Genomic DNA, 25,435 nt, shown 5'->3' with positions numbered 1-25,435 from the left:
CGGGCATTACTGCCGTCCCGCGGCCATTAGTGGATGTTAAGGTTGCTCAAGAGTTAAGGGCCGCGCGGGCCGGTGACGGCACCGCCTCCGTCGCGCGGTGATCAAGTTTCATTAACCTTAACGGCCTACATCACCCCGCAACTGCATCCATGACGGCGATGGTGATGAACCGGCGCGCTCTGCTCCTCGCACTCGGCTCGACTCTGGCGCTCGGCGGCTGCCTGCGGCCGAGCTTCCGCACCGACCAGCTCGATGCCACCGGCACCGGCTCGATCGCCGCGCGGTACACGCTGGCGGCGGGCGACAAGCTGCGGGTGATCGTGTTCGGCCAGGACAACCTGTCCAACATATACGCGGTCGACGGCGCGGGGCGCATCGCCATGCCGCTGATCGGGACCGTGCAGGTGGGCGGTCAGACGACCGCGCAGGCGGCCAAGGCGATCGAGGCCAAGCTGGCCTCCGGATACGTGCGCGAGCCGCACGTCACCGTGGAGGTGGACGCCTACCGACCGTTCTACATCCTCGGCGAAGTCACCACCTCCGGTCAGTACCCGTTCGTCAACGGCATGACCGTGGAGACGGCGGTGGCGATCGCGGCCGGTTTCGGCCCCCGGGCAGCGCGCGATTACGCCGTCCTGACCCGCGACGCCGGCGGCTCGCTGATCTCCGGGATCGTGCCGATGACCTACGCGGTCCGGCCGGGCGACACGATCGTCATCAAGGAACGCTTCTTCTGAGCGGCGCCGCGCCGGTCACTGCCCGCCCTGCCACGGGTTGATCACCCGCATGGCGGTCTTCTGCGCTGGGATCGGCGTCGCCACCTCGGGCATCGGCTGCCGGGCACGGGCCATCATCCGCCGCGCCTCCTGCGCGGGCACGGCGCCGACCGGCGTGAACAGCCCGGCCAGGACCTTCCGCGTGCCCCGGCTCACGAAGCGCGAGTTCTGGACCGGCTCGAAATCCCGGATCGCGTGGCGCTTGTCGGGATTCCCGGTGAACACCCGGGCGCCGGAATTCAGCACCACGATGTCGCCCGGCCGCAGCGTCTCGTCCTTGAGCAGCGCCGCCGTCGCGCCGCCCTTCATGTCGATGGGGGTCTGGCGCTCGCTGATCTCCCGCTCCTTGACGCGGATCTTGAGCGGGAGCGCCGCGTAGCGGGTCTGGAAGCGGCGGCGCGCCGCCCCGAGCCGCGGGGTCGCGTGGCGGCCGAAGGCGCGGCCGTCGAAGGCGGGGGCTGGGGTAGAAGCCGGCTGGGCCTGCTGCGGGGCCGGCCGGGCGCCGAACAGCATCTCGAGGAATCCGACCTCCGCGGCCTGGGCGCGCATCGCCGTCCCGGCGAGGAGACCGCCGGCCGCCATGACGGCCAGCAAGCTGCTCGTGCGAAGCCTCATAGCACCCTCCGGAAGCGACGCCCGACGCGAGCATCCGACCCTCAACCGCAAGGCGTACTGGAGGGTTCCGGATGATTTAGAGTCTGCTTAGGAATGCCCCGCGGCGACCCGCCGGCGCGGGATTCGACGTCCCCGCGGTCAGGAGCCCGGCGCGCCCGAGCGCGCAGGGACGCGGTCTAGCCCGGCGCCGATTGCTCGCCCTCGCCGATGCAGTCGAGGGCGCGCTCCACGGCGCTCACGGCATCCAAGAGGTGCTGGACGGTGCGCTCGACCTCAATCGCCGGACGCCCCATCGCGGCGGCGCGGGCGCTCACATCCTCGAGCTGCTCCAGCAGGGCGAGGAGATCACCGGCCACGGTCACAACTTCGCAGCGAGCGAGGCGGGTGACGGTCGGGCGCGGACGGAAGGGCAAGACGTTGCTCATCGCGGAGGGTTGTCGCCCGAAACGACCGGGATTCGCCAGGGGGAGGGGGCCGAACTCAACACGATTGGCCGGCCCTATCCGCCGCAATCCGGGTCTGTGGTGGATTTTCCGTGGCCGGCGCGCATCGGAGGCGGCAGAACGGATTTACATCTTGCGCGCGACCTTGACGGAGGCGCCTCCGCGCTGACCATGCCGCGAGACGTCCCGTGAGGGCCGCTCCGGCCGTGGCCGGTCGCGGGCCGGCCACGGCCCGCTTTCAGGATACGCGATGCGCTTGACCCTTCTCGCCCTCTCCGCGCTGACGCTCGGCGGCCTCTGCGCCTGCAGCACCAGCGACGGCCCGGATTCCCGCAGCGGCCTCGCCGAGACCTTCAACCTCGACAACTACCGGGCCTCGGGCAACACCAACGGCACCCAGACCCGCCGCGACGTGAACCGCGCCTACACCCAGCCGACGCTGCCGACGATCGGCAACCGCGGGATGTGAGGCGCGCGCGGCGCGTCACCGCTTGGTGAGTGCGTCCGCGAAGGTGGCGATCCGGTTGCGGGCGTAGACCGGCAGGCCGGCGCTGATCGAGTTGCCGGTGTTGAAGCTGGAATTGCCCATCAGCACCTGCGCGGGCAGCAGATTCTTGAGTACCGGCACGCGGGCGTACTCGGCCTTGCGGTCGAGGACGTCGCCCTTGATCGCCAGCGCCATATAGGTGGTGACCACCGTCTTGGTCGGGTCGTTCGGCATCGGCTGGAACACGGCCAGGAACTTGCCGAAGCGCAGGATCTGGTTGACCCAGAAGATCGTCTGCTCGAGGCCGCCGGTCACCGCGGTGTCGATCTTGGTCAGCGCCTTGAGACGGTCGCCCTGGTCCGGCCCGAGCACCCGCAGCTCGCTCTGGAACGAGACGAACTCGGCGATCTTCTTGGTCGAGCCTTCCTCGAGCTTGTTGGCGAGCTTCACGCCGAGCGGCAGCTTGCCCTCGAGGTCGTAGCGCGACTCGATGCAGGCGCCGGCGCCCTCGCACCACGGACGGTCGGGACGCTTGGCGAAGGCGGCGGCCGGGTCCTTGTTGGGCGTCACGTCGGCGACCGCCAGGGTGCGGTGCTTGATCGCCGGATCCATCTTCTGCACGAAGGCGAGGTTGGCGAAGGCCTGGAGGTCGATCGCCTCGGGCGGCCGTGAGACGACGAAGCGCCCCTCGGCGACGTAGACCTTCAGGGTCTCGTGCCGCGGCTTGGTCACGCCGTTCACCGTGACCGTGTAGTCCGGCTCCTTGTAGCCGGGATACGGGGCGAGCGCCGCCGCCTCGGCCGGCCGCGCCTTCAGCCAGTCGAGGTACGGGATCAGGCCGTTCTCCGGCGCCGATGGGTTGTCGCGATGGTCGGTGAACAGGATCTGGCCGGGCTTGATCGCGGCCGGATCGACGGCCGTGACCGAGGGCACCTCCTTGATCCGCTCGGGCCCCGGCGCCGGGGCGGTGTTGGCGGCGGGCGTCTGGGCGCGTGCCGGGAGGGCCGGGAGCGCGGCCGTGAGGGCGGCCGCCAGGGCCGCGGGAAGCTGCTGGCGCAACGGGATTCTCGTCTGTCGGGGAGGGCTGTCAGTAACCGGGGTCTTCGCCGAACAGGTAGTCGGGATCGCGGCGGCGCGGGCGGCGCGCGTCGTCGTCCCCGCCGAAGGGCGAGCGATTCGTCTGGCCCGGCCAGGGCTTGTAGGGATCCTGACCGTAGAGATCCACGTCGCCCTGCGCGCGGCGGCTGCGCGGCGCGGGACGCTCGCCGAACGGGTCGAGGAAGTCGGATCGCGGCCGCTCGCCGGTCATGTTGCCGTAGTAGTCGCCCGCGACGCTCGCGCCGTCGTCGCCGGCGAGGTCGCCGTCCTGCGCGTCGGGCCGCATGGCGTAGAGCGTCTCGCGCGGCACGAGGCGGTACTGAGTGTCCGCCATGCGCCCGTCGCCGCTGGTGCGGAAATGCTCGAGGAAGCCGCCGCCGGCGATCCGCACGCCGCTGCGCGGGTCGATCGGCAGGTCGGCGATGAACGGGCGCGCCTCGGGGGAGGGGCCCCGCAGCGGCGTCTTGGCGACACCGTTCGCCCAGGCCGCCTGCAGGATCGCCGAGGCGATCGGCACCGAGACGTGGCCGCCGGTCTGGCCGCGGCCGAGCGTCTTGCGGGTGCCGTCGGCGTTGTCGTAGCCGACCCAGACAACCACGCTGATCTCATTGGTCAGTCCGGCGAACCACGCGTCGTTCTCGTTCTCCGAGGTGCCGGTCTTGCCGGCCACGTAGGCCGAGACCTTCGCGAGCGCCGCGGCCGTGCCGTGCTGCGTCACGCCCTGCAGCATGGTCTTCAGCTGGTAGAAGGCCACGCGGTCCGCCGAGGCGATCCGCACCGGCTCCTTGGCGGCGTGCGTGTAGAGCGGCTTGCCGTCCCGCTCGACCGATTCGAGCGCGTAGGGCGCCGGGCGGGCGCCCTCGTTGGCCACCGCCGCGTAGAAGCCCGCGAGGTCGAGCATCCGCACCGGCTGCGCGCCGAGGACGAAGGGGTAGTAGGGCTCGCACTCGGCGTAGATCTGCGCCTCGAGGGCGATGTCGCAGACCCGCTTCAGGCTCGCCGGCGCCTTCGGGGCGATCCCGCCCTGGAGGAGCCGGGCGGTGACGAGGTTCTTGGAGAATTCCAGGCCGCGCCGCAGGGTCGTCGGCCCCGAGCCGCCGCCCTCGTAGTTCTTCGGCGACCAGGAATCGCCGGCCCCGCCGATCGGCGGCAGGGTCACGGCGGAATCCATCACCAGGGTGTTCGGCTGCAGGCCGGCGTTGAGCGCGGCGAGGTAGGTCAGCGGCTTCAGCGTCGAGCCGGGCTGGCGCACCGTCTGGGTGACCCGGTTGAGCTGGCTCAGCGGGTAGGAGAAGCCGCCGGCCATCGCGAGGATCCGGCCGGTCTGGTTCTCCAGCACCAGGGCCGCGCCCTGGACGGTCGGCCGGACCCGGAGCTGCGCGCGCGGGCCGCCCTTGCCGGCGCTGACCTTCACGCGGATCACGTCGTAGGGCTGCAGCTTGCCGCGGGCGATGCCGGGGTCGAGGGAGGCGGTGCGGCCATCGGCGAGGCCGACCTTCACGCCGCCGCGGCCGGTCTCCAGCACCACCGCCATCGGCCAGTGAACGTCGTAGAGGACCGGGCGGGCGCTCTCGAGCGCCAGCAGCCACGCCGGCTTCTTCTGCGGCACGGCCGCGACCCTCTCGCCGCGGCGCGGCTTCGCGGCCGGCCCGGCCTCCGGCCTGGCGTCGGATTTCGCGGTCTCCGGCCGCGCGCCGGTGACGGCGGGCGCGGCCGAGGCGGAGCCCTCCGGTGCCGGCGTCGCCGCCTGGATACGCCGGACGCTGTCGGCGAGGTTGAGTTCCGGCCCCGTGAAGGCCTGACGGCCGGTGCCGCGCTCGTAATTGGCGAGGCCGTCCTGCAAGGCGTCCTCGACGGCGCGCTGCAGCCCCGCGTTGATCGTCGAACGGACGGTCAGCGAGCCGGAGGTCAGCGAATCCACGCCCGCGAAGGTGCGGGCCTCGCGATTGAGGAAATCCACGACGTAGAAGCCGGAATCGCGGCGCGCGGTCTCGATCGGCTTCAGACCGAGATCGGACTTGATCGCCGCGCTCATCTCGGCCTCGGTGATCGTCCCCTCTTCCTTGAGGCGGGCGAGCACGTAGGCGCGCCGCTCCCGCGCGCGGTCGGGGTACTTGTCCGGGCTGTAGAAGTTCGGCCCCTTGGGCATGCCGGCGAGGAGCGCCGCTTCCGGCAGGGTCAGCTGCCCCACCGGCTTCCCGAAATAGCTCTGCGCGGCCATCTCGATACCGTAGGCGCCGCGGCCGAGATAGATGCCGTTGAGGTAGAGCCCCAGGATCTGCGGCTTCGTCAGGATGCGCTCCAGCCGCGACGCGACGATCATCTCGCGGATCTTGCGCTCGTAGGTGACGTCGTCGCCGACCGAGAGGTTCTTGACCACCTGCTGGGTGATGGTCGAGCCGCCCGCCGGCCGCCCCGGCGAGGCGAGGTTGGCGATGAAGGCGCGGATCACCCCGCGCTCGTCGATGCCGTGATGGGTCTCGAAGCGCTTGTCCTCGGCGGCGATGAAGGCCTTCTGGACGAGGTTCGGGACCGCCGTGATCGGCACCACGATGCGGCGGCCGTTCGGCTCCGACGCCTCGGCGAAGGGCTTGCCGGCGCCGTCGAGGATCCGGGTCATCCCCGGCAGGGCCTTGTCGCGCAGGGCCTCGGCGCTGGGCAGATCCTTGGTGGCGTTGTCGTAGAACTCGATCACCGCCTTCGCGTCGAAGGGCGAGTTCGCGGGGTTCTCGCCCTTGCAGAACTGCTTGTAGCTCGTGTTCAGCTCGGTCAGGTCGAGACCGTGCAGGATCTTCGGCGCGGCCGGACCGGCGACCGTGGACGGATCCTCCATCGCGGTGGTGATCAACTCGTCGAGATTGATGTCCTCGATGTCGAAGGCCTTGCGCATGTGGGCGCAGCCGTCGCGCAGCAGGCGCACCACCTCCGGGCCGTCCGTCGCGGGATCGAACTGCGTCCGGACCGCGTCCGGCCGTGTCGTGACTTGGCTGAGCGTCAGGGCGGTCGCGAACAGCTTGATCAGGATGGCGTTCATACGGGCCGGATTCGGGGGACGCGACGGGGCGAGCGCGGACCTTTCGGGAGCGCGCCTGAACAGGGCGTGCACAACGCGGCTGATTTAAGGAGACGCCGCACGGCAACGCTTTGGCCGACTCCCACGTTCGTGAGGCGCGACGACGCCGGGGGGTCCATGATCAACGACCTGTGGTACAAGAACGCGATCATCTACTGCCTGTCCGTCGGCACGTTCATGGACGCCAACGGCGACGGTATCGGCGATTTCGCCGGGCTGGAGCGCCGGCTGGACTACATCCAGGGCCTGGGCGCGACCGCGGTCTGGCTGATGCCGTTCCAGCCCTCGCCCAAGAAGGACGGCGGCTACGACATCGCCGACTATTACGGCGTCGATCCGGATTACGGCTCGCTCGGGGACTTCGTCGCCTTCACGCACGCCGCCAAGCAGCGGGGCCTGCGCGTCCTCATCGACCTCGTCGTCAACCACACCTCGGACCAGCATCCGTGGTTCCAGTCGGCCCGGTCCGACCCCAAATCGCCCTACCGCGACTGGTTCGTCTGGTCGAAGGAGCGCCCCGCGAGCGCCGACGAGGGCATGGTCTTCCCGGGCGTTCAGGAAACCACCTGGACCTACGACACCAAGGCCAAGGCCTGGTACTTCCACCGCTTCTTCAACTTCCAGCCGGATCTCAACACCGCCAATCCGGAGGTGCTGGCCGAGATCCTGAAGATCATGGGCTTCTGGATCCAGCTCGGCGTGTCCGGCTTCCGCATGGACGCGGTGCCGTTCGTCATCGCCGAGAAGGGCGCCGATGTCGGCGGCAAGCCCCGCGAGCAGTTCGAGATGCTGCGCGACCTGCGCGAGTTCCTGCAGTGGCGCCAGGGCGACGCGATCATCTTGGCCGAGGCCAACATCCTGCCGAAGCAGGACCTCGATTATTTCGGCGACGACGCCGACCGCATGCACATGATGTTCAACTTCCAGGTCAATCAGGCGACCTTCTACGCCCTGGCGGCCCACGATGCGCGGCCCCTCGTCAAGGCGATCGAGCGGACGAAGCCGCGCCCGCTCTCCTGCCAGTGGGGCATCTTCCTGCGGAACCACGACGAGCTCGATCTGGGACGCCTCACCGACAAGCAGCGCCAGAGCGTGTTCGACGCCTTCGGACCCGAGAAGGGGATGCAGCTCTACGACCGCGGCATCCGCCGCCGCTTCGCGCCGATGCTGGCCGGCGATCCCCGCCGGATCCGCCTCGCCTACTCGCTGATGTTCACCCTCCCGGGAACGCCGGTGCTGCGCTACGGCGACGAGATCGGCATGGGCGACGAGCTGGCTCTGCCGGAGCGCGACTGCGCCCGCACGCCGATGCAGTGGACGAGCGAGCACCAGGGCGGGTTCTCGACGGCCAAGCGCACCGTGCTGCCGCTGATCGACCACGGCCCCTACGGCTACGCGCACGTGAACGTCGCCGACCAGCGCCACGAGGAGGGCTCGCTGCTCAACTGGATGCAGAGCATGATCCGGCAGCGCAAGGAGGCGCCGGAGATCGGCTGGGGCGACGTCGTCGCGATGGAGACCGGGCGCCCGTCGGTCCTGGCGCTGCGCTACGCGTGGCGCGGCAATGCCATCCTGTGCGTCCACAATCTCGCGCCGGAGCCCGTCGAGGTCGCGATGGCGTCGGGATCCGAGGATCGCGAGCACGACATCCTCGTCGACCTGCTTACCGGCGCCCGCAGCGAGGTCAAGGACGACGGCCGCCACTGCCTGTTCCTGGAGGGATACGGCTACCACTGGTTCCGCGTCGGCGGGCTCGACGCGCTGCTGAAGCGGCGGCCGACGTGAGGAACACCGGGGCCCGGCTCGCCCTCGGCCGGCCGACACGGTAGGACAGGCCGGAACGAGGTGGGACATGGCCCGGACGAAGCATCATCCCCCGGACGCGACGATCGCTGACGTCCTGCCGGATCTCGCCGACGGCGAGGCCTACCTGCGCCAGGTCCTGAGCACCATGCGGATGTGCCAGAAGCATCACGGCGACGCCTGGGTGCGGATCGGCGTGACCGGCCGTTCCCCGACGCCGTCCTACCGGATCGACCGGCCGGACGAGACGGCGCCCGGCGACGGTGCCGTCGAGGCGGGCAGAGCCCTGTTCGGCGCCTATGGCGGGCGGTCCCACGACCGGTTCACCCAGGTCAACGCCGCGGAGACCCGCTGGAGCTCGCGGGCGCTCGGCATGGCCGAGATGCTGGCGCTTCACGACAGCCTGCGCCGCCCCAGGGGCGACGCGGCCTGAGCGTGCCGCGCAGGGTGCCGCCCACCCGCGTTCTACGCTAAACTGGGGCGGAGGGCGTCCGGAGCGGCGCCACCAACACGCGGGACGACATGCCAGGTACGCCACGCGCCGGGATCATCCCGGTCACGCCCTTCCAGCAGAATTGCACCCTGATCTGGGATGACGCCACCAAGGTCGGCGCCGTCGTCGATCCCGGCGGCGACCTCGATCGGATCGAGGCGGCGATCCGCGAGCAGGGCGTCACCGTCGAGAAGATCCTGCTGACCCACGGCCACGTCGACCACGCCGCCGGCGCCGACGAGCTGCGCGAGCGCCTCGGCGTGCCGATCGAGGGCCCGCATCAGGCCGACAAGTTCCTGCTCGATTCCCTGCCCGAGACGGCGGCCAATTACGGCCTCGGCGCCGCCCGGCCGGTCACGCCCGACCGGTGGCTCGACGAGGGCGACGCCGTGACGGTCGGCGGGCTCGGCTTCGACATCCTCCACTGCCCCGGCCACTCGCCCGGCAGCGTCGTGTTCGTGAGCCGGGACGCGCGCTTCGCCCTCGTCGGCGACGTGGTGTTCAAGGGCTCGGTCGGCCGCACCGACCTGCCCGGCGGCAACCACGAGCAGCTCATCCGCGCCATCAAGGACAAGGTCCTGCCGCTGGGCGACGAGGTCGCCTTCATCCCCGGCCACGGACCGACCAGCACTCTCGGCGCGGAGCGCGTGTCCAACCCCTTCCTGCAGGATTGACGCGCATGGACAGGCGCCGCATCGGCCGCTCCGACCTGACGGTCGCGCCGTTCTGCCTCGGCGGCAACGTCTTCGGCTGGACGGCCGACGAGGCCGCGTCCTTCGCGATCCTCGACCGGTTCGTGGAGAGCGGCTTCGACTTCATCGACACCGCCGACGTCTACTCGCGCTGGGCCCCCGGCCATGTCGGCGGGGAGTCCGAGACGGTGATCGGCAAGTGGCTCGCGGCCCGTCCGGGCGCGCGCGACCGGATCGTCCTGGCGACCAAGGTCGGCATGGACCTCGGCGAGGCCGGCCAGGGCCTCTCGGCGGCCCATATCGAGCGGGCCTGCGAGGCCTCGCTGCAACGCCTCGGGGTCGACCGGATCGACCTGTACCAGTCGCATCTCGACGACGCGGCGGTGCCCCTCGAGGAGACCCTGAGGGCGCACGAGCGCCTGATCGCGGCCGGCAAGGTCCGGGCGATCGGCGCCTCGAACTACACCGCGGCCCGGCTCGCGGAGGCGCTGGCGGTCTCGGCCTCCGCGGGCCTGCCGCGCTACGAGTGCTTGCAGCCCGATTACAGCCTCGCCCAGCGCGGCTACGAGGCCGAGCTTGAGCCGCTCTGCCGGGCGGAGCAGATCGGCGTGATCGGCTACTTCTCCCTGGCGGCCGGCTTCCTGACCGGCAAGTACCGCAGTGCCGACGACGCGGCGGGACGCCCGCGGGAGAACCGGGTCGCCAAGTACCTGAACCCCCGCGGCCTCGCGCTGCTCGACGTCCTCGATTCGGTCGCGCAGGCCCACGGCGCGAGTCCGGCCCAGGTCGCGCTCGCCTGGATCATCGCCCGCCCCGGCATCACCGCGCCCATCGCGAGCGCGACCTCCGTGGCGCAGCTCGACGAGCTGCTCGGCGCCGTCCGGCTGACGCTCGCACCCGGGGCGATCGACCGCCTGGATGCGGCGAGCGCGGGCGGCATCGAGGGCTAACGCAGCGTTAAGCGACGGGCGTCACAAAAGCGACGGGACGGGCCCGCCGCGGACCCGTAAAATCGTGCAATCTCAACGCGGAACCCCTATATCAGGCGGACCAAGCGAGAGTTCAGGCGCGGGCGCCCGAGGGCGCATCTGCCACCGACGCGATCAGGCCCGCCTGCCGAGGAAGTTCATGGCCGACACCCCCCAGACCGAGCCCGCCGATTACGGCGCGGAATCCATCCGCGTGCTGAAGGGCCTCGACGCCGTCCGCAAGCGGCCCGGCATGTATATCGGCGACACCGACGACGGCTCCGGCCTCCACCACATGGTGTACGAGGTCGTGGACAACGCCATCGACGAGGCCCTGGCCGGCCACGCCGACCTCGTCACCGTGACGCTCAACGCCGACGGTTCCTGCACGGTCTCCGACAACGGGCGCGGAATCCCGGTGGACATCCACAAGGAGGAGGGCGTCTCGGCGGCCGAGGTCATCATGACCCAGCTGCACGCCGGCGGGAAGTTCGACCAGAATTCGTACAAGGTCTCCGGCGGCCTGCACGGCGTGGGCGTCTCGGTGGTGAACGCCCTGTCGTCGTGGCTGCGCCTGCGCATCTGGCGCAACGACAAGGAGCACGCGATGGAGTTCCGCCACGGCGACGCCGTGGCGCCCCTGGAGATCATCGGGCCCGGAAACGGAAGGCGCGGCACGGAAGTCACCTTCCTGCCGTCGACCGACACCTTCACGATGATCGAGTTCGACTACGGCACGCTGGAGAAGCGCCTGCGCGAGCTCGCCTTCCTCAATTCTGGCGTCCGCATCGTCCTGACCGACGCCCGCCACGCCGAGAAGAAGCGCGAGGAGCTGTACTACGAGGGCGGCATCGAGGCCTTCGTCCGGTACCTCGACCGCTCCCGCAAGCCAATCGACGGGATGACGAGTCCCGTCGTCGTCAGCTCCGAGCGCGATGGAATTCGCGTCGAGGTCGCGTTCTGGTGGAACGACTCGTTCAACGAGACGGTCCTGCCCTTCACCAACAACATCCCGCAGCGCGACGGCGGCACCCACATGGCCGGTTTCCGCGCCGCCCTGACGCGCCAGATCACCGGCTACGCCGAGTCCAGCGGCGTCGCCAAGCGGGAGAAAGTCTCGCTGACCGGCGAGGATTGTCGCGAGGGGCTCACCGCGGTCATCTCGGTGCAGGTGCCGGACCCGAAATTCTCGTCGCAGACCAAGGACAAGCTCGTCTCGTCCGAGGTGCGCCCGGCCGTGGAGAACGTGCTCAACGAGGGCCTGTCCACGTGGCTCGAGGAGAATCCGAGCCAGGCGCGGTCGGTGATGGGCAAGGTGGTGCTGGCGGCCTCCGCCCGCGAGGCCGCCCGCAAGGCGCGCGAGACCGTGACCCGCAAGGGCGCGCTCGACATCGCCTCGCTGCCCGGCAAGCTCGCCGACTGCCAGGAGCGCGACCCGACCAAGTGCGAGATCCTGCTGGTGGAGGGCGATTCCGCCGGCGGCTCGGCCAAGCAGGGCCGCGACCGGACCTTCCAGGCCGTGCTGCCCCTGCGCGGCAAGATCCTCAACGTCGAGCGCGTGCGCGCGGACCGGATGCTGTCCTCCGCGGAGATCGGCACCCTGATCACGGCGCTGGGCGCCGGGATCGGGCGCTCCTCCACGGACCGGGAGGGCTTCAACCCGGAGAAGTTGCGCTACCACCGCATCATCATCATGACCGACGCGGACGTGGACGGCTCGCACATCCGCACTCTGCTGCTCACCTTCTTCTTCCGGCAGATGCCGGAGCTGATCGAGCGCGGCCACCTCTACATCGCGCAGCCGCCGCTCTACAAAGCCGAGCGCGGGCGCCGGGCGATCTACCTGAAGGACGAGCGCGCCCTCGAGGATTACCTGATCGACCAGGGCACCGACGGCGCAATCCTGCGACTCTCCACCGGCGCGGAATTCGCCGGGGCGCAGCTCAAGAGCCTCGTCGAGGAGGCCCGGACGTTCCGGAGCATCCTGCAGGGCCTGCACACGCGCTACGACCGCTCCGTGGTCGAGCAGGCGGTGCTGGCCGGCGCCTTCGATGCCGAGGCGGCGTCGCGGGCGGGTGAGGCCGAGGTCCTGGCCGACATGACCGCCCGCCGGCTCGACGCGATCGCCGACGAGATCGAGCGGGGCTGGCAGGGCGAGTCGTTCGAGGGCGGCTATCGCCTCAGCCGGACGCTCCGGGGCGTTCGCCAGGTCTCGACCCTCGACGCCGGCCTGATCACCTCGCAGGAGGCCCGGCGCCTCTCCGAGCGGGCCGATGCCTTCCGGGAGATCTACGGCGAGCCGGCCACGCTGATGCGGAAGTCCGACGAGACGGTTCTGCACGGGCCCGTAGCGCTCTTCGAGGCCGTGATGGCCTTCGGCCGCAAGGGCCTTCAGCTCCAGCGGTACAAGGGCCTCGGCGAGATGACCGCCCAGCAGCTCTGGGAGACCACGCTCGACCGCGACGTCCGCTCACTGCTGCAGGTCAAGGTCAAGGACGTCACCGATGCCGACGACCTGTTCGTGAAGCTGATGGGCGACGTGGTCGAGCCCCGGCGCGAGTTCATCCAGGAGAACGCGCTGAGCGTCGCGAACCTGGACGTGTGACGCATACCGCTGCGGGCCGCGCGCCCGCGCGTTCTAGTCCGCTCCGACGACCGCGAAGGGATCGATCAGCCCGCACCGGATGCAGCAGTAGACGAGTTCCACGTCCGAGCTGACGCCGAGCTTCGATTTGATGGCGTAGTGATAGTTCGCGACGGTCTTGGGCGAGAGGCTGAGATCGGCCGCGATCGCGTCCGTGTGCCGTGCGTCGAGGATCATCCGCAGGATCTCGAATTCCCGAGGCGACAGCTGGTCGATCGGCGACGTCTCCTCCGCCAGCCGGCTCGCGGCCAGCAGGTGCGAGATCTCCGCGCACAGGGTCAGCTTGTTGGCGAACACGCTTCGCACCGCTTCGATGAGGAGATCCGAAGCGCTGCTCTTGGTAATGTAGCCGCGGGCGCCGGCGCGTATGGCCTGGAGCGCGTAGCTCACCGCGGCATGCACGCTGAAGACGAGGATGCGGGCGCTCGGATCCACCTGCCGGATCTGCCGGATGGCGTCGATCCCACCGCGGCCGGGCATGCTGATGTCCATTATGACGACGTCCGGCTCCACCATGCGGTAGGCGCGATAGGCCTCCGCGCCGTCCCCGGCCTCGGCGGCGACCTCCATGTCGGGCTGCCGCTCCAGGAGCCGCCGATAGCCCTCCCGCACGACGGCGTGATCGTCGACGAGCATCACGCGTATGCGCCGTTTGGTCATGACACCTCGTCGCCCGCGAGCGCGGCGTGAAAGCGGACCCGCAAGCGGAACCCGCCGCCCGGGGCCGTTTCCGTCACGATCTGCCCGCCGAGCGCGTGGACGCGATCGCGCATGCCGAGCAGGCCGAGACCGGAATGCGGGCGCTCCAGCGCCTCCACGGGGGCGCCGCTCCCGTCGTCCGTGAGGATCAGCTGGACCTCGGCGCCGCCGTCGGTCTCCGCGACGTTCAGCGCGATCGCGACGGTGCGCGCGGCCGCGTGGCGGACGGCGTTGGTGAGGCCTTCCTGGACGATCCGGTAGATATGGGCCGCCGCGTCGGAGGGCAGGCGATCGGCCTGCGCGTCGGCCGCGAGCGTGACGTGGATCCGGCCCCCGGCGCGCTGCGCCTGGGCGGCGATCAGACTCCGGAGCGCGACCCGCAGCCCGAGATCGTCGATCTCGGGCGGCCTGAGTGCGGCGAGGGTACTCCGGAGCGCGCGCACGGCGTCCGACGCCATGGTGGCGAGTTCGGCACTCTCGGCCACGACCGAAGGCGACGAGGAGCGCGCGCCCTCCTGGATCGACCGGGCGAGAAGGCTCAACGCCGTCAGACGCTGCGCGACGTCGTCGTGCAGTTCGAGCGACAGCCACCGCCGCTCCTGCTCCTGGGCATCGATCAGCCGGCGCGCGAGCTCGGCACGTTCCCGCGTGGCGACTTGGAGATGGCTGGCGAGCTGATTGAAGACCGTCGCGATGCGTCGGAGCTCGCGCAGGCGGAGGCTGGGCAGACGCCACGCGAGGTCGCCCTTCGCGACGCGATCGATACCGATCAGGATCTCGTTGGCGGGACGCAGCGCGTGCGCCACCGCGCCGTAGACCAGCACGCACAGGACGACGGTCATGGCCGCGAGAGCGCCGGACACCTGCGTCAGCACGATCCACGCCGACCCGACGACCGCGTCGGGATCGAAGTCCGCTTCGACGATCCCGATCCGCGACCCCTGATGCTCGAGCGGCAGGCTGACGGTGGATCCGGCGAAGAAGAGGAACCGGTAGAGCGTCGCGAACCAGTCGGGTGCGGCGCGCGCGTGCGCCTCGACGCCCAAGCAGCTCGACCGTGTCGGACCGGCCTCCGCCGGGATCAGCTGCACGCACTGGCCCGGTTGCAGAGCGTACCGGGTGATGATCTCCCAATCCGGGAAGCGTTGGGGAATGTCGGCTGCCCGCTCGATTCGCAGGAGCTGGAGGCGGAGCTGCTTATGCACCTCATCGGCCGTCTCGGCGTTCCGCTGTCGGGTCTTCGCCGCGACGTCGTGCATCGCGTAGGCGGCCGCTCCGGCAGCGCAGAGGATCGCGATCAGCGCGATGCGTCCGACGAGGGCCCATTTGAGATCCAGCTCGCGCGCGTCCCAGACGGCCAGGACCTGCTTGAGCCTGAAGGGTGTCACCCGTGTTCTCCCGAAAGGCCGAGAGTACGCGAGCGCGCGACCGTCTTGGAAGGGTCTCCGGCAAGGTCGTGCGATTTGCCCGGGTCGGTACGGGCGTTCTGCCGTAGCGGGTCCGAAGGCGCGCGGTCTAACAGGACGGACCCTGTCGCGAGCGCCGCCGACGGTAGAGTGGGCTCGGCGTCAGCGGACAGGTTCGATCCGGGCTCGCCCCAGCGCCGATCTGGAGATTGTCGATGCGTTTGCGCCAGAGCTGCTGTCTCGTCCTCTTCCTCGCATGCCTCGCGCCGGACGCGCGCGCGGGCGAGATGGTCATGGTCACCGGTGACGAAGCCGTCCAGTGGCGCGCCGCGCCGCCCTCCCTCCCGAAGGGCAGCGAGATCAGCATCATCGCCGGCGATCCGGACAAGCCCGGACCGTTCACGCTCAGGCTCCGGTTCCCGCCGAACTACGTCATCGCTCCGCACACGCACGCGACCGACGAGAGCGTGACCTTGCTGTCCGGCACACTCGTCCACGACATGGGGAAGACGATCGACGCGAGCCGGGGTCAGTCTCTCCGGCCGGGTGCCTTCCTGTATCTGCCGGCCGAGATGCCCCACGCGCTGTGGACGACGCGCGACCCGGCCGTGATCCAGGTCTCGGGAACAGGGCCCTTCGGGCTCGACTACATCAATCCCTCCGACGATCCGAGGAAGACGCGCTCGGACAAGTGATCGTCCACGGGGGTACGATCCGCGCGCGACAGTCGCTCCGACCCGCCGCAGACGCTCTCGAGAGGCCTGATCGCGCGCGGCGCGCCGATATGGCGACGCCGCCGGTCATCGAGGCGAACGACCTGTCCCACCCGGCCGACGTGACGGCGAACGCGGCCCGCGCCGACCTCTGCCGCGCCCGCGGCAGCGCGCGGGCGTTCCGCCCGTCCGGCGCGGCGAGGGCGGACTGAATCCGTGCTGCCGCGGTCACCGACCGGCTCCAGGGCTGCACCGCCCGAGCGGGCCGCGACGTTCGGACGGTCTTCGACGCCTCGATCCTGCCCCGCGCGGCCGCCGGCGACAGCCAGGCGCCGTGCGGGGTGATCGGCGGACGGGCCACCGGCATGCTGGAGCGGGCGCGCGGCCTGTAACAATCGTCGCCGCCGTGAGCACGCCCGCGGGCGGAGCCCATGATCTTCCTCCGCTCTCGCAGTGTAAGCCTTGCTAATCGGCCCTCGACACGCGCATAAGCCCCAGCTCGACGGCCGGAGAGATGCAGTCGTGAGCACGCCGCACACGCTCGTTCGGTTTCTGAAGGCCAACGCGTTCTTCGCTGAGCTTGGTCCGGAGGCGATCGAGACCATTGCCGGGCTCTGCACGACGCGCAGCCTCGCGCGACACGAGATCCTCTTCCAGAAGGGCGATCCGGGCGATGCCCTCTACGCCGTGCGGCGCGGGCAGATCCGGATCGGGGCCGGCTCCGACGACGGGCGCGCGGTCACCCTCAACCTGCTCGGGCCGGGCGACGTCTTCGGCGAGATCGCCTTCCTCGACGGCCATCCACGGACCGCCGAGGCCGTGGCGCTCGAGCCGGCCGACCTGTTCGTCGTCGAGGGGCGGGCCTTCCTCAAACTGCTCCACGGCGATCCCGCCCTGGCGGTCCGGATCATCGGCCTGCTGTGCCAGCGCCTGCGCTGGATGAGCGCGCGCATGGAGGAGGCGACGCTGCTGCCGCTCGACATGCGCCTCGCCCGGCGCCTGATCATGCTGTCGGAGGATTACGGCGCCGAGATCCAGGTGACGCAGCAGGAACTCGCGGCCTTCGTCGGCGCGGCGCGGGAGAGCGTGAACCGCGTCCTGCAGGACTGGCAGAGATCGGGCCTCATCGATCTCGGCCGCGCGCGCGTCACCGTGCGGGCCTCACACCGGCTCGTCGCGCTGGGCGCGCGGGCGCAGACATGATCGGGGCGACAGGGCTTCACCGCATGAGAACGACAGCGCGCCTGGCGGCCACGGCCGCCCTCACCATCGCGGCGTCGAGCGCCGCAGCGCAGACGCGATGTACGGAGACGACGCGCTTCGATCCGCCCTTGCGGATCCTGCACTGCGCCGACGGCCTGACGCTCGAAACCGAGCGCGCGGGCAGCCTGCGCCCTGTGGGACCCGACGGTGACGGACATCTCAAGGGCGCCGAGATCGGCGGCAACGCGGTCTTCGTCACCATCCCGGCGAGCCGCCGCGTCCGCCGCGACGGCTTCCAGATCCTCACCCCCCACGCGGTGGCCTCGGTGCGGGGCACGGTCTACGCCGTCGACGTGACGCGGGCGCGCACCTCCGTCTTCGTGGCCCAGGGACGGGTCGACGTCGCCCGGCGCACCGACCCGCAGGTCGCCGTCACGCTCGGGCCGGGCGAGGGGGTCGACGTCGATGACGGCCGCGACCCTCTGGAGGTCCGGCGCTGGCCCCAGGAGCGCGTCAGGAGTCTGCTCGAGCGGTTCGGGCGTTGAGCGAGGCCGGTCGGCCGGCGGCTCCGACGCCCGACCGGACCTTCCGGCTGGCGCGGCGCGTCTTCCTGCTCGCCGCGTCGCTCGGCGCGCTCGCCTGGGGCGCCTGGCTCGGCCATCTCCATCTCACCGGGCGCGCGACGCCCCTCGATCGTTTGGAATCCGCCCTCACGGACCTGCGCCTGCGGCTCGCCGGCCCGCGCACGCCGCCCGCCAACCTCACCGTGGTGGCGGTCGACGACGCGACGGTGCGGCGCGAAGGCGGCTTCCCGGTCTCGCGGACCACGATGGCGCGGATCGTCGAGCGGGTGGCGGAGGCCCGCCCGCGCGTGATCGCCGTCGACGTGCTCTTCCTCGAGGCGGGGCGGCAGCCGGAGGCGGACAGCGCGCTCGCCGTCGCCCTCGGGAAGACCACAGCGATCCTGGCTTCGGCTGCGGTCTTCGACGGGAGCGCCAGCGAGGACGGCATCCCGTTCGCCACCGCGCTCCACCGGCCGTCGCCGAAGCTCGGCGAAGACGTCGCGTCCGGTGTCGTCAACGTCGCCGAGGACGCGTCCGGCGTACCCCGCCATCTCCCCCTGGTCGTGCGCACGGCCGACGGCGTCGCCGCGTCCTTCGTGCTGCGCGCGGCCGCCCTGGCGGCGCGCAACGACCCCGTGCTCAGCAAGGGGCGCGTCCAGATCGGCGACCGCGCCCTGTCGCTGGACCTCGGCTACCACCTTCCGCTGCGCCCCTACGGTCCGCGACGCACGATCGCGACGGTGAGCGCGGCCGCCCTCCTCGACGGGACGGCGCCGGCCGCGGCGCTCTCGGACGGCATCGTCGTGATCGGCGTCACCGCGCTCGGCGGCGGCGACACCTTCGCCACCGCGTTCGATCCCGTCTTGCCCGGCGTCGAACTCCTCGCTACCGGCATCGCCCACCTCACCACGGGGGACGCCCTCGTCCGGGACGCCGGCGTGCGGCAGCGAGACGCCGCGGCCTCGGTCCTCCTGGCGGTCGGGTCCGCGCTCGCCATCGCGGTGCTGCCGCCGGGCCCGGGCCTGATCCTGGTCCTGCTCGCGACGGCAGGATGGCTCGCCGCGGGCGCCGTCGCGTTCGCCCACGGCATCTGGCTGAGCGCCGCCCTGCCGCTCGCGGCCGTGGGACTGCCGGCGCTGGTCTGCGCGGTCGGCCGCCAGACGCTCGAGCGCCGCCAGAGCGCGCGCGTGGCGCGGTCCGAGCAGGTGCTGCGGCGGATGCAGCCTGCCGCCCTGGCCGAGCGGCTCGCGCGCGACCCGGGTTACCTCGCCGAGCCGATCGCGCGCGACATCCCCGTGCTGTTCGTCGACCTCACCGGCTTCACGCGCCGGAGCGAGCAGCTCGGCCCGGCGCGGACGCGGGCGATGCTCAAGACGTTCCACGATCTCGTCGACGAAGCGGTGACCCTGCGCGGGGGCGTCGTGGTGAACTTCATGGGCGACGGCGCCATGATCCTGTTCGGCGCCCTCGATCCGGACCCGGACCAGGCGGCGCACGCCGTCCAGGCCGCGGAGGAACTCATCGTCCGCACGCGCGCCTGGATCGCGGACAGCCCGGTCCTGCACGGATCCGGGCCGGCCCTCGATCTGCGCATCGGCGCGCATTACGGGCCGGTGATCCTCTCGCGCCTCGGCAGCGACACCAACCAGCACATCACCGCGACGGGCGACACGGTCAACGTGGCGAGCCGCCTGCTGGCGGTCGCGGCGGACGCCCACGCTCGCCTGGCACTCAGCGCCGAGCTGGCGCAGGCGGCCGGGCTCGAGCGGTCGGAGGGAGGATTCGAGAGCCGGACCGCGGCGATCCGCGGCCGCAGCCAGCCCCTTGAGGTCTGGCTGCGCCACCCGCGCGCGACGACGTCCTAGCCGCTCCCCCGAGCGCGTCGCTGACCGGCCGGAGGATCACACTGAAACTGTGACCCGGGTCACAGTCCACCCCGGGCTCTCCGGTGCATCGTCCCCGTATCGCAACGGGAGACATCTCATGACGATCACCTCGACGAAGACCGCGATCCTGTCCTGTCTCGCCCTCGCCGCCCTGGCGACCGTGCCCGGACGAGCCGAAGCGCGCGGCTTCGGGCAAGGAAGCTTCGGGCACCATGGCGGCTTCCATCACGGCTTCCACCACGGGGGCTTCCATCACGGCTTCCATCACCGCTTCGGCGGCCATGGCTGGTGGAGCCCGGCGGGCGGATACGCCGCGGGCGGCTTTTTCGGCGACTGTCGCCTGTTCTTCAGCCCGGTGTGGGGCCGCTACGAGCGGGCCTGCCGATGAACCGTCACGCCGTGGGAGCAGCGGCCAAGCCGATCGGCAGGCGACGGGATGACGACGCGCATCCGGCCGCCCCGGGACGGCCGGACACCTTCGGACCGCTGCTCCGATGATCGCGCCAGTCGGGACTCCGGAGGAGCATCGCTTATGCATCATCACGGCCTGCGCATTCTGCTCGTCGACGATGACGCGGAGGTTCAGCGTGTCGTCTCCGGATACCTCGACGGGCACGGGGTCGACGTCGTCCCGGCGTCGACGCGGGCCGAGGCGCGCGGAGAGCTCGCGGATCCGTCGCAGTTCAACCTCGTGGTGCTCAATCTTCGCCCGGGCGCGGAGAACGGCCTCGACCTGCTGCGGGACCTGCGCGCGGTGAGCGATGTTCCCGTCATCCTGACGACGGCCCATCGCTGCGAGGAGTTCGACCGCGTGCTCGGCCTCGAACTCGGCGCCGACGACTACATCGTCAAACCCTACGGCCTGCGCGAATTCCTGGCGCGCGTGCGCGTCGTCCTCCGCCGCGTCGCGGCGCAGGCCTCGTCCCGTCCGGCGGAGGCGCCGTGCCGGCGCTTCGACGGCTGGGTCCTGAACCGCCGACGCCGGCGTCTGATCAATCCCGACGGAAAAGAGGTCGTCCTGGGCAAGCGCGACTACGCGCTCCTGGCGGCGTTCCTCGACGCACCTCAGCGTCCGCTCACGCGCGAGTACCTGCTCCAGGTCACCCGCGTCCACGACGACGTCTTCGATCGCTGCATCGACGTGCAGATCCTGCGGCTGCGCCGGAAGATCGAGCGCAGGCCCAGCGACCCGAAGCTCATCGTGACCGAGCGCGGGGTCGGCTACGTCTTCGCCGCCGCGGTCGAGAGCACGTCCCACTAGGGCCGTCGCGAGCGGCGACCCCGGTGGAGACAGGGGTGCACGGCCCGCGCCCCCCTGTGAGCGACGAGCCGCGAAGGCGCGCGTCAGCCCTTCACCAGCTTGCACGTGCTCTCGGAGAGCGGCTGGAACGCCTGGTCGCCCGGGATCGTCTTCAGGATCTTGTAGAAGTCCCAGGGCCCCGTCGATTCCGCCGGGGACTTCACCTGGGCGAGGTACATGTCGTGGACCATGCGGCCGTCCGGGCGCAGCGTGGCGTTGCGGGCGAAGAAGTCCTGGATCGGCAGCTCGCGCATCTTGGCCATCACCTTCAGGCCGTCATCCGTGCCGGCGGCTTCGGCCGCCTTCAGGAAGTGGAGAACCGCCGAGTAGTCGCCGGCCTGGACCATGGTCGGCATCCGGCCGCCCATCCGCTCGCCGAAGCGCCGCGCGAAGGCGCGCGTCTGGTCGTCCATGTCCCAGTAGAAGCCCGTCGTCAGGATCATGCCCTGCGCCGCCGGCAATCCGACGGAGTAGATGTCGGTCAGGAAGATGTTGAGCCCGCCCAGCCTCTGGCCACCCTGCAGGATGCCGAACTCGCTTGCCTGCTTGATGGTGTTGATCGTGTCGGCACCGGCGTTGGCCATGCCGATGATCTTCGCGCCCGACGCTTGTGCCTGCAGCAGGTAGGATGAGAAATCCGGATTGGGGAACGGGTGCTTGACCGACCCGAGCACCGTGCCGCCCTTGGCCTTCACGACCCGGGTGACCTGCGCCTCCAGATCGTGCCCGAAGGTGTAGTCGGCCGTGATGAAGAACCACGTGTTCTTCGGATCGTCCGCCAGCGCCGCGGCGGTGCCGGCCGCGAGCGAGTGGGTATCCCACGACCAGTGGGCGCCGGTCGGCGAGCACGCGGCGTTGGTCAGTGCCATGGAGCCGGCGCCGGAGTTGATGTCGATCTTGCCCTTGCTGCGCGCGACCTCGCGCACCGCCAGCCCGGCGACCGAGGAATTGGTGTCGAAGATGGCGTCGACGCCCTCGGTATCGAACCACCGGCGCGCGATCGACGAGGCGATGTCCGCCTTGTTCTGGTGATCGGCGAAGACGAGCTCGACCTTCCGACCGTTGATCGGACGTCCGAAATCCTCGACCGCGAGCTGCGCGGCCGTCACCGAGCCGCGGCCGGCCAGATCCGAGTATCCGCCGGACATGTCGCTCAGGATGCCGATCTTGATGCCGCCATCCGCGTACTGCGCGGAGGCGGGCAGGGCGGTGAGGGCAGCGGCGCCGAACGCGGCGGCCGCCACCCAAGGACGACGGATCATTGTTTCCTCCCAATCTCTTGTTCTTCAGCGGCTGCCCCGTACCGGAAGGCCGCCTGTCCTTCGAAACCGCGTTCCCTCGGTCTCAGAGATAGCTGCGGCCGTCCAGGTAGGCCTTGCGCCAGCGCCGGATCTCGACGCGCTCGAAGAGCCCGACCTTGTAGAACGGGTCCGCGTAGATGAGCGCCTCGGCCTCCGCGCGGGTCTCGACGTCGACGACGTAGAGGCCGCCGCCGGCGTCGCTCCCGTCGTCGTTCAGCTTCGCGCCGCAGGCCAGGAGCCGGTCCTTGATCCGGTCGAGGTAGACGAGATGCTCCGCGCGGTTCGCCCTGCGGACGTCCAGGCTCCCGGCCTTGTCGAAGGTCTCGATCATGTAAGGCATGGCGGTGGTCCGGTCAGTTGGCCGCGATCGCGGAGGGATGCTGCGCCAGCGGCGTCACGCTGATCGCCATATACGGGTAGAGCGGCAGCGAACTCAGGACTTCGTGGAGTTCATCGTTTCCCGCCACGTCGAAGACACTGTAATTGGCGTACTGCCCGGCGATGCGCCAGAGATGCCGCCATCGGCCATCTTGCTGGAGCTTCTGGGCGTAGGCCTTCTCCTCGGCCTTCAGGCGAGCCGCCTCCTCCTTCGGGAGGGACGCCGGAATGTTGACCTGCATGTGGACCATGTAGAGCATGACGTCGAACCTCTGCCGCCGGTCGTGCCGGGGCGTTTGACCTGCGGTCTGCTGCGTCGCGAAGCGCCGGACGACGCCGAGACGCGGCCGAGACCGGCGCGGGGCTGCCGTACGCGCCGCGGCGCCCGATGGCCAGACCGGATCAGGCATCGGCAAGGATCAGGTCGGCGGCCTTCTCGGCGATCATGAACACCGCGGCCTGCGTGTTGCCGGAGACGATGCGCGGCATGATCGAGGCGTCGGCCACCCGAAGGCCGGCCACGCCGCGCACGCGCAGGCTGGGATCCGTCACCGAATCCGGATCGTCGCCCATGCGGCACGTGCCGCAGATGTGGTAGATCGTCTGGCCGTCGCGGCGCGCGAAATCGAGCCAGTCCGCGTCGGTCCGGCAGTCCGGACCGGGGTTGAGCTCGGCCCCGCGGAAGCGCTCCATCGGCGCCTGCGCGACGATGGCGCGGGCGATCTTCATGCCCTCGACCATCGCCCGGCGATCCTCCGCGGTGGCGAGGAAGTTCGGGCGGATGGCGGGCGGCGCGAGCGGGTCGGGCGACGCGGCGTGGATCGTCCCGCGCGATTCCGGTCGCAACTGCGTGACGCCGATCGTCATGCCGGGCAGGCGGTCGAGCTTGCGCTCGGCGGCGTTGGCGTAGCTCGCGTGCATGAAGAAGTACTGCACGTCGGGCCCGTCGAGCCCCGGCCGGGTGCGCACGAAGCCGTGGGCGAGACCGGTCCCCAGCGCCAGGATGCCCTGCCGCGTCGCGAGGTAGCGCGCCGCCGCGAGGCCGAGGCGCAGGCCGCGGGTCTGCTCGTTCAGCGTCACCGGCAGGCGCACGCGCCAGTTCATGCGCGTGCAGTAATGGTCCATGTAGTTGGCGCCGACGCCGGGGAGGGCGCGCCGCACGGCGACGCCGAGCCCTCCGAGGATCGCCGGATCGCCGAGGCCGGACAGTTCCAGGATCTGCGGGGTCTGGGCCGCACCCGCGGCGAGGATCACTTCCCCGCGGAAGCGGAAGAGCCGCTCGCGGCCGCCGACCAGAGCGGCGACGCCGCTCGCCCGACCCGCGTCGAAGGTCAGCCGCAGGACGTGCGCGTCGGTCACGACGGCGAGGTTCGGGCGGGCCAGGGCCGGCCGCAGATAGGCATCGGCGGCGCTGACCCGCCGGCCGCGCCGCTGGTTCACTTGGTAGTAGCCGAAGCCGTCCTGGCTCTCCGCGTTGTAGTCGGGATTGCGCGGGTAGCCTGCCGCCTGCGCGGCGGCGATGAAGGCCTCCGCGATCGCAGGACGTTCGGCCACTTCCGTCAGCGGCAGCGGACCGCCGCGGGCGCGCAACGGTTCGCGGCCGCCCTCGTAATCCTCGAGCCTGCGGAAATAGGGGAGCACGTCCGAGAATCCCCAGCCGCGGCACCCGGCCTGCGCCCAGGCATCGTAATCCTGCGGCTGTCCGCGCACGTAGATCATGCCGTTGATCAGCGTCGACCCGCCGAGGCCCTTGCCCCGCGGGACCGCGATCACCCGGCCGCCGGTCGCCGCCTCGGGCTCGGTCCGGAACCGCCAGTTGTAGGATGGGTGCTGGAGCAGGCGGCTGAAGCCCGCCGGGATCGCGACCCAGGGGCTGCGCGCCCGTCCCCCCGCCTCGAGGAGCAGGACCCGGTGCGTCCCGGACTCGGTCAGGCGGTTGGCCAGGACGCAGCCCGCGGTGCCGCCGCCCACGATCACGTAGTCGAACGCGCCGGCCGCGACGGCGTCGATGTCGGTCGGTCCCACGGTGCGCCCCAAGCTCAGTCCCCGGTTCCCGCCTCAGAGGGCGCCCATGTGGCGGGCCATCAGGGCGATCTGACACTCCAGCATCGGCAGGCCCTTCTGGACGCGGCAGCCCGCCCTCAGCGCGGCGGCGAGCAGCGGCGTAATCTCCGGATCCATGATCGCCTCGGCGACGAACTGGCCGGCGTGGAGGGCGCCCAGGTCGAAGGGGGCGGCGTCCTGCGGGCGCATCCCGAGCGACGTGCCGTTGACGAGGAGATCGTGCTCCGCCTGGACGCCTTCGGCCGCGACCGCCAGCCCGGGATAGGCGGCGCGCAGGCGCTCCGCCAGCGCTTGGGCGCGGTCGGCGGTGCGGTTCAGGATCGTCAGGCGGGCGACACCGGCCTCGGCGAGCGCGAAGGCGATGGCGCTCGCCGCGCCGCCGGCCCCCGCCAGCGCCGCGCTCCGGCCGCGCGGCTCCAGGCCCGAGGCGCGCAGCGCCTCGACGAAGCCGATCCCGTCGAGCATCGTGCCGACCATGCGCCCGTCCGCCTCCCGCCGAACGCAGTTGACCGCCCCGATCTGCTCGGCCTCCCGGGTGAGGGCGTCGCACAGGCCGGTCATCGCGGTCTTGTGCGGGACCGTGGCGATGAAGCCGCCGAAATTGCGCAGGTGCCGCAGCCCGTCCATCACGGCGGCGAGGCCGTCCGCCGTCACGTGCAGCGGGACGAGGACGCCGTCCACGCTGTGGCGGGCGAAGAGCGCCCCCATCACCTCGGGCGCCTTCACGTGGTAGATCGGGTCCGCCAGGATCCCGTAGACCCGGGTCCGCCCGGTGATCCCGGCCGCGGTGACCGCGCTGCTCATGGCCGTCCTCCCGTCCATCGCCTGTC

At 71.0% G+C, this 25,435-nt stretch carries 25 protein-coding genes; 14 read left to right on the top strand and 11 right to left on the bottom strand.

Annotated features, from left to right (window positions below):
* Positions 1-158 precede the first annotated feature (158 nt).
* Complete coding sequence (locus tag ABIC30_RS06135) at positions 159-737, top strand: polysaccharide biosynthesis/export family protein (RefSeq protein WP_020091671.1); 579 nt, start codon at positions 159-161, stop codon at positions 735-737.
* Between the two features lie 15 nt (positions 738-752).
* Here the strand turns inward: ABIC30_RS06135 and ABIC30_RS06130 are convergent, their stop codons facing one another.
* Complete coding sequence (locus ABIC30_RS06130) at positions 753-1,391, bottom strand: hypothetical protein (protein WP_026604712.1); 639 nt, start codon at positions 1,389-1,391, stop codon at positions 753-755.
* A 176-nt stretch (positions 1,392-1,567) separates the two neighbouring features.
* Entirely contained in the window at positions 1,568-1,816 is a 249-nt protein-coding gene (locus ABIC30_RS06125) for a hypothetical protein (RefSeq protein WP_012317333.1), read from the bottom strand.
* Positions 1,817-2,084: 268 nt separating this feature from the next.
* Between ABIC30_RS06125 and ABIC30_RS06120 the strand changes: the two genes are divergently transcribed.
* On the top strand, positions 2,085-2,303 hold the full coding sequence (locus ABIC30_RS06120) for a hypothetical protein (protein WP_020091673.1): 219 nt from the start codon (positions 2,085-2,087) through the stop codon (positions 2,301-2,303).
* Positions 2,304-2,318: 15 nt separating this feature from the next.
* On the opposite strand, the gene ABIC30_RS06115 is transcribed toward ABIC30_RS06120, so the two are convergent.
* Positions 2,319-3,380, bottom strand: a complete 1,062-nt coding sequence (locus ABIC30_RS06115) for a hypothetical protein (protein WP_020091674.1) — start codon at positions 3,378-3,380, stop codon at positions 2,319-2,321.
* A 28-nt stretch (positions 3,381-3,408) separates the two neighbouring features.
* Positions 3,409-6,453, bottom strand: coding sequence for a penicillin-binding protein 1A (locus ABIC30_RS06110; RefSeq protein ID WP_331327757.1), 3,045 nt, complete (start codon positions 6,451-6,453; stop codon positions 3,409-3,411).
* A gap of 156 nt (positions 6,454-6,609) precedes the next feature.
* Here ABIC30_RS06110 and ABIC30_RS06105 point away from each other — a divergent pair, with 156 nt between their 5' ends.
* From ABIC30_RS06105 to gyrB, 5 genes are all read left to right on the top strand, one after another.
* Positions 6,610-8,277 (top strand): alpha-amylase family protein, encoded by a 1,668-nt coding sequence (locus ABIC30_RS06105; RefSeq protein ID WP_354454399.1) that lies wholly within the window; start codon positions 6,610-6,612, stop codon positions 8,275-8,277.
* A 67-nt stretch (positions 8,278-8,344) separates the two neighbouring features.
* Complete coding sequence (locus tag ABIC30_RS06100) at positions 8,345-8,728, top strand: hypothetical protein (RefSeq protein WP_091978009.1); 384 nt, start codon at positions 8,345-8,347, stop codon at positions 8,726-8,728.
* An 89-nt stretch (positions 8,729-8,817) separates the two neighbouring features.
* Complete coding sequence (locus ABIC30_RS06095; protein ID WP_354454397.1) at positions 8,818-9,462, top strand: MBL fold metallo-hydrolase; 645 nt, start codon at positions 8,818-8,820, stop codon at positions 9,460-9,462.
* 5 nt (positions 9,463-9,467) lie between these two features.
* The gene (locus tag ABIC30_RS06090) at positions 9,468-10,430 is read left to right on the top strand and encodes an aldo/keto reductase (protein ID WP_354454395.1); all 963 of its coding nucleotides are present in this window, start codon (positions 9,468-9,470) and stop codon (positions 10,428-10,430) included.
* 178 nt (positions 10,431-10,608) lie between these two features.
* A complete protein-coding gene (gyrB, locus tag ABIC30_RS06085) occupies positions 10,609-13,053 on the top strand; it encodes a DNA topoisomerase (ATP-hydrolyzing) subunit B (RefSeq protein ID WP_354454393.1) in 2,445 nt (814 codons plus the stop codon).
* A gap of 33 nt (positions 13,054-13,086) precedes the next feature.
* Here the strand turns inward: gyrB and ABIC30_RS06080 are convergent, their stop codons facing one another.
* Together ABIC30_RS06080 and ABIC30_RS06075 are read right to left on the bottom strand one after the other, a co-directional pair.
* A complete protein-coding gene (locus tag ABIC30_RS06080; protein WP_026604713.1) occupies positions 13,087-13,752 on the bottom strand; it encodes a response regulator in 666 nt (221 codons plus the stop codon).
* The gene (locus ABIC30_RS06075) at positions 13,749-15,179 is read right to left on the bottom strand and encodes a HAMP domain-containing sensor histidine kinase (protein ID WP_354454391.1); all 1,431 of its coding nucleotides are present in this window, start codon (positions 15,177-15,179) and stop codon (positions 13,749-13,751) included. Before ABIC30_RS06075 ends, ABIC30_RS06080 begins: the two co-directional genes overlap by 4 nt.
* 233 nt (positions 15,180-15,412) lie before the next feature.
* Here ABIC30_RS06075 and ABIC30_RS06070 point away from each other — a divergent pair, with 233 nt between their 5' ends.
* The 7 genes from ABIC30_RS06070 to ABIC30_RS06040 all read left to right on the top strand — a co-directional run bounded on the left by ABIC30_RS06070 (position 15,413) and on the right by ABIC30_RS06040 (position 20,823).
* Positions 15,413-15,892 carry a cupin domain-containing protein gene (locus tag ABIC30_RS06070; protein ID WP_042675771.1) on the top strand — a complete coding sequence of 160 codons (480 nt, stop codon included), beginning with the start codon at positions 15,413-15,415 and terminating at the stop codon, positions 15,890-15,892.
* A gap of 89 nt (positions 15,893-15,981) precedes the next feature.
* A complete protein-coding gene (locus tag ABIC30_RS06065) occupies positions 15,982-16,122 on the top strand; it encodes a hypothetical protein (protein WP_020091684.1) in 141 nt (46 codons plus the stop codon).
* A 310-nt stretch (positions 16,123-16,432) separates the two neighbouring features.
* Positions 16,433-17,113, top strand: a complete 681-nt coding sequence (locus ABIC30_RS06060) for a Crp/Fnr family transcriptional regulator (RefSeq protein WP_020091685.1) — start codon at positions 16,433-16,435, stop codon at positions 17,111-17,113.
* A gap of 23 nt (positions 17,114-17,136) precedes the next feature.
* Positions 17,137-17,658, top strand: coding sequence for a FecR domain-containing protein (locus tag ABIC30_RS06055; protein ID WP_020091686.1), 522 nt, complete (start codon positions 17,137-17,139; stop codon positions 17,656-17,658).
* Entirely contained in the window at positions 17,655-19,541 is a 1,887-nt protein-coding gene (locus ABIC30_RS06050; RefSeq protein ID WP_020091687.1) for a CHASE2 domain-containing protein, read from the top strand. Before ABIC30_RS06055 ends, ABIC30_RS06050 begins: the two co-directional genes overlap by 4 nt.
* A gap of 118 nt (positions 19,542-19,659) precedes the next feature.
* Entirely contained in the window at positions 19,660-19,950 is a 291-nt protein-coding gene (locus tag ABIC30_RS06045; RefSeq protein WP_020091688.1) for a hypothetical protein, read from the top strand.
* 144 nt (positions 19,951-20,094) lie between these two features.
* The gene (locus ABIC30_RS06040; RefSeq protein WP_020091689.1) at positions 20,095-20,823 is read left to right on the top strand and encodes a winged helix-turn-helix domain-containing protein; all 729 of its coding nucleotides are present in this window, start codon (positions 20,095-20,097) and stop codon (positions 20,821-20,823) included.
* 83 nt (positions 20,824-20,906) lie between these two features.
* On the opposite strand, the gene ABIC30_RS06035 is transcribed toward ABIC30_RS06040, so the two are convergent.
* The 5 genes from ABIC30_RS06035 to ABIC30_RS06015 all read right to left on the bottom strand — a co-directional run bounded on the left by ABIC30_RS06035 (position 20,907) and on the right by ABIC30_RS06015 (position 25,409).
* Positions 20,907-22,124 (bottom strand): ABC transporter substrate-binding protein, encoded by a 1,218-nt coding sequence (locus ABIC30_RS06035; RefSeq protein WP_354454387.1) that lies wholly within the window; start codon positions 22,122-22,124, stop codon positions 20,907-20,909.
* Positions 22,125-22,206: 82 nt separating this feature from the next.
* A complete protein-coding gene (locus ABIC30_RS06030) occupies positions 22,207-22,503 on the bottom strand; it encodes a YciI family protein (RefSeq protein ID WP_354454385.1) in 297 nt (98 codons plus the stop codon).
* 13 nt (positions 22,504-22,516) lie between these two features.
* A complete protein-coding gene (gene catC / locus ABIC30_RS06025; RefSeq protein WP_020091692.1) occupies positions 22,517-22,801 on the bottom strand; it encodes a muconolactone Delta-isomerase in 285 nt (94 codons plus the stop codon).
* A gap of 142 nt (positions 22,802-22,943) precedes the next feature.
* Positions 22,944-24,566 (bottom strand): GMC family oxidoreductase, encoded by a 1,623-nt coding sequence (locus tag ABIC30_RS06020; protein WP_020091693.1) that lies wholly within the window; start codon positions 24,564-24,566, stop codon positions 22,944-22,946.
* A gap of 33 nt (positions 24,567-24,599) precedes the next feature.
* Positions 24,600-25,409, bottom strand: a complete 810-nt coding sequence (locus ABIC30_RS06015; RefSeq protein WP_354454382.1) for a shikimate dehydrogenase family protein — start codon at positions 25,407-25,409, stop codon at positions 24,600-24,602.
* Positions 25,410-25,435 lie beyond the last annotated feature (26 nt).

Origin of the sequence: Methylobacterium sp. 1030 (assembly GCF_040544715.1) — a bacterium.
GTDB lineage: Bacteria > Pseudomonadota > Alphaproteobacteria > Rhizobiales > Beijerinckiaceae > Methylobacterium.
Note: the sequence above shows the minus strand (reverse complement) of the source record. Positions and strands in the feature narration are given on the sequence as shown.

What these genes read in the sequence shown, in the direction of transcription:
- ABIC30_RS06090 (WP_354454395.1), top strand. Translation starts at nt 9,468, where the DNA reads ATGGACAGGCGCCGCATCGGCCGCTCCGACCTGACGGTCGCGCCGTTC.
- ABIC30_RS06035 (WP_354454387.1), bottom strand. Translation starts at nt 22,124, where the DNA reads ATGATCCGTCGTCCTTGGGTGGCGGCCGCCGCGTTCGGCGCCGCTGCC.
- ABIC30_RS06065 (WP_020091684.1), top strand. Translation starts at nt 15,982, where the DNA reads ATGGCGACGCCGCCGGTCATCGAGGCGAACGACCTGTCCCACCCGGCC.
- ABIC30_RS06070 (WP_042675771.1), top strand. Translation starts at nt 15,413, where the DNA reads ATGCGTTTGCGCCAGAGCTGCTGTCTCGTCCTCTTCCTCGCATGCCTC.
- ABIC30_RS06105 (WP_354454399.1), top strand. Translation starts at nt 6,610, where the DNA reads ATGATCAACGACCTGTGGTACAAGAACGCGATCATCTACTGCCTGTCC.
- ABIC30_RS06130 (WP_026604712.1), bottom strand. Translation starts at nt 1,391, where the DNA reads ATGAGGCTTCGCACGAGCAGCTTGCTGGCCGTCATGGCGGCCGGCGGT.
- ABIC30_RS06080 (WP_026604713.1), bottom strand. Translation starts at nt 13,752, where the DNA reads ATGACCAAACGGCGCATACGCGTGATGCTCGTCGACGATCACGCCGTC.
- ABIC30_RS06040 (WP_020091689.1), top strand. Translation starts at nt 20,095, where the DNA reads ATGCATCATCACGGCCTGCGCATTCTGCTCGTCGACGATGACGCGGAG.
- ABIC30_RS06095 (WP_354454397.1), top strand. Translation starts at nt 8,818, where the DNA reads ATGCCAGGTACGCCACGCGCCGGGATCATCCCGGTCACGCCCTTCCAG.
- ABIC30_RS06125 (WP_012317333.1), bottom strand. Translation starts at nt 1,816, where the DNA reads ATGAGCAACGTCTTGCCCTTCCGTCCGCGCCCGACCGTCACCCGCCTC.
- ABIC30_RS06100 (WP_091978009.1), top strand. Translation starts at nt 8,345, where the DNA reads ATGGCCCGGACGAAGCATCATCCCCCGGACGCGACGATCGCTGACGTC.
- ABIC30_RS06120 (WP_020091673.1), top strand. Translation starts at nt 2,085, where the DNA reads ATGCGCTTGACCCTTCTCGCCCTCTCCGCGCTGACGCTCGGCGGCCTC.
- ABIC30_RS06110 (WP_331327757.1), bottom strand. Translation starts at nt 6,453, where the DNA reads ATGAACGCCATCCTGATCAAGCTGTTCGCGACCGCCCTGACGCTCAGC.
- ABIC30_RS06045 (WP_020091688.1), top strand. Translation starts at nt 19,660, where the DNA reads ATGACGATCACCTCGACGAAGACCGCGATCCTGTCCTGTCTCGCCCTC.
- gyrB (WP_354454393.1), top strand. Translation starts at nt 10,609, where the DNA reads ATGGCCGACACCCCCCAGACCGAGCCCGCCGATTACGGCGCGGAATCC.
- catC (WP_020091692.1), bottom strand. Translation starts at nt 22,801, where the DNA reads ATGCTCTACATGGTCCACATGCAGGTCAACATTCCGGCGTCCCTCCCG.
- ABIC30_RS06055 (WP_020091686.1), top strand. Translation starts at nt 17,137, where the DNA reads ATGAGAACGACAGCGCGCCTGGCGGCCACGGCCGCCCTCACCATCGCG.
- ABIC30_RS06135 (WP_020091671.1), top strand. Translation starts at nt 159, where the DNA reads ATGGTGATGAACCGGCGCGCTCTGCTCCTCGCACTCGGCTCGACTCTG.
- ABIC30_RS06015 (WP_354454382.1), bottom strand. Translation starts at nt 25,409, where the DNA reads ATGAGCAGCGCGGTCACCGCGGCCGGGATCACCGGGCGGACCCGGGTC.
- ABIC30_RS06030 (WP_354454385.1), bottom strand. Translation starts at nt 22,503, where the DNA reads ATGCCTTACATGATCGAGACCTTCGACAAGGCCGGGAGCCTGGACGTC.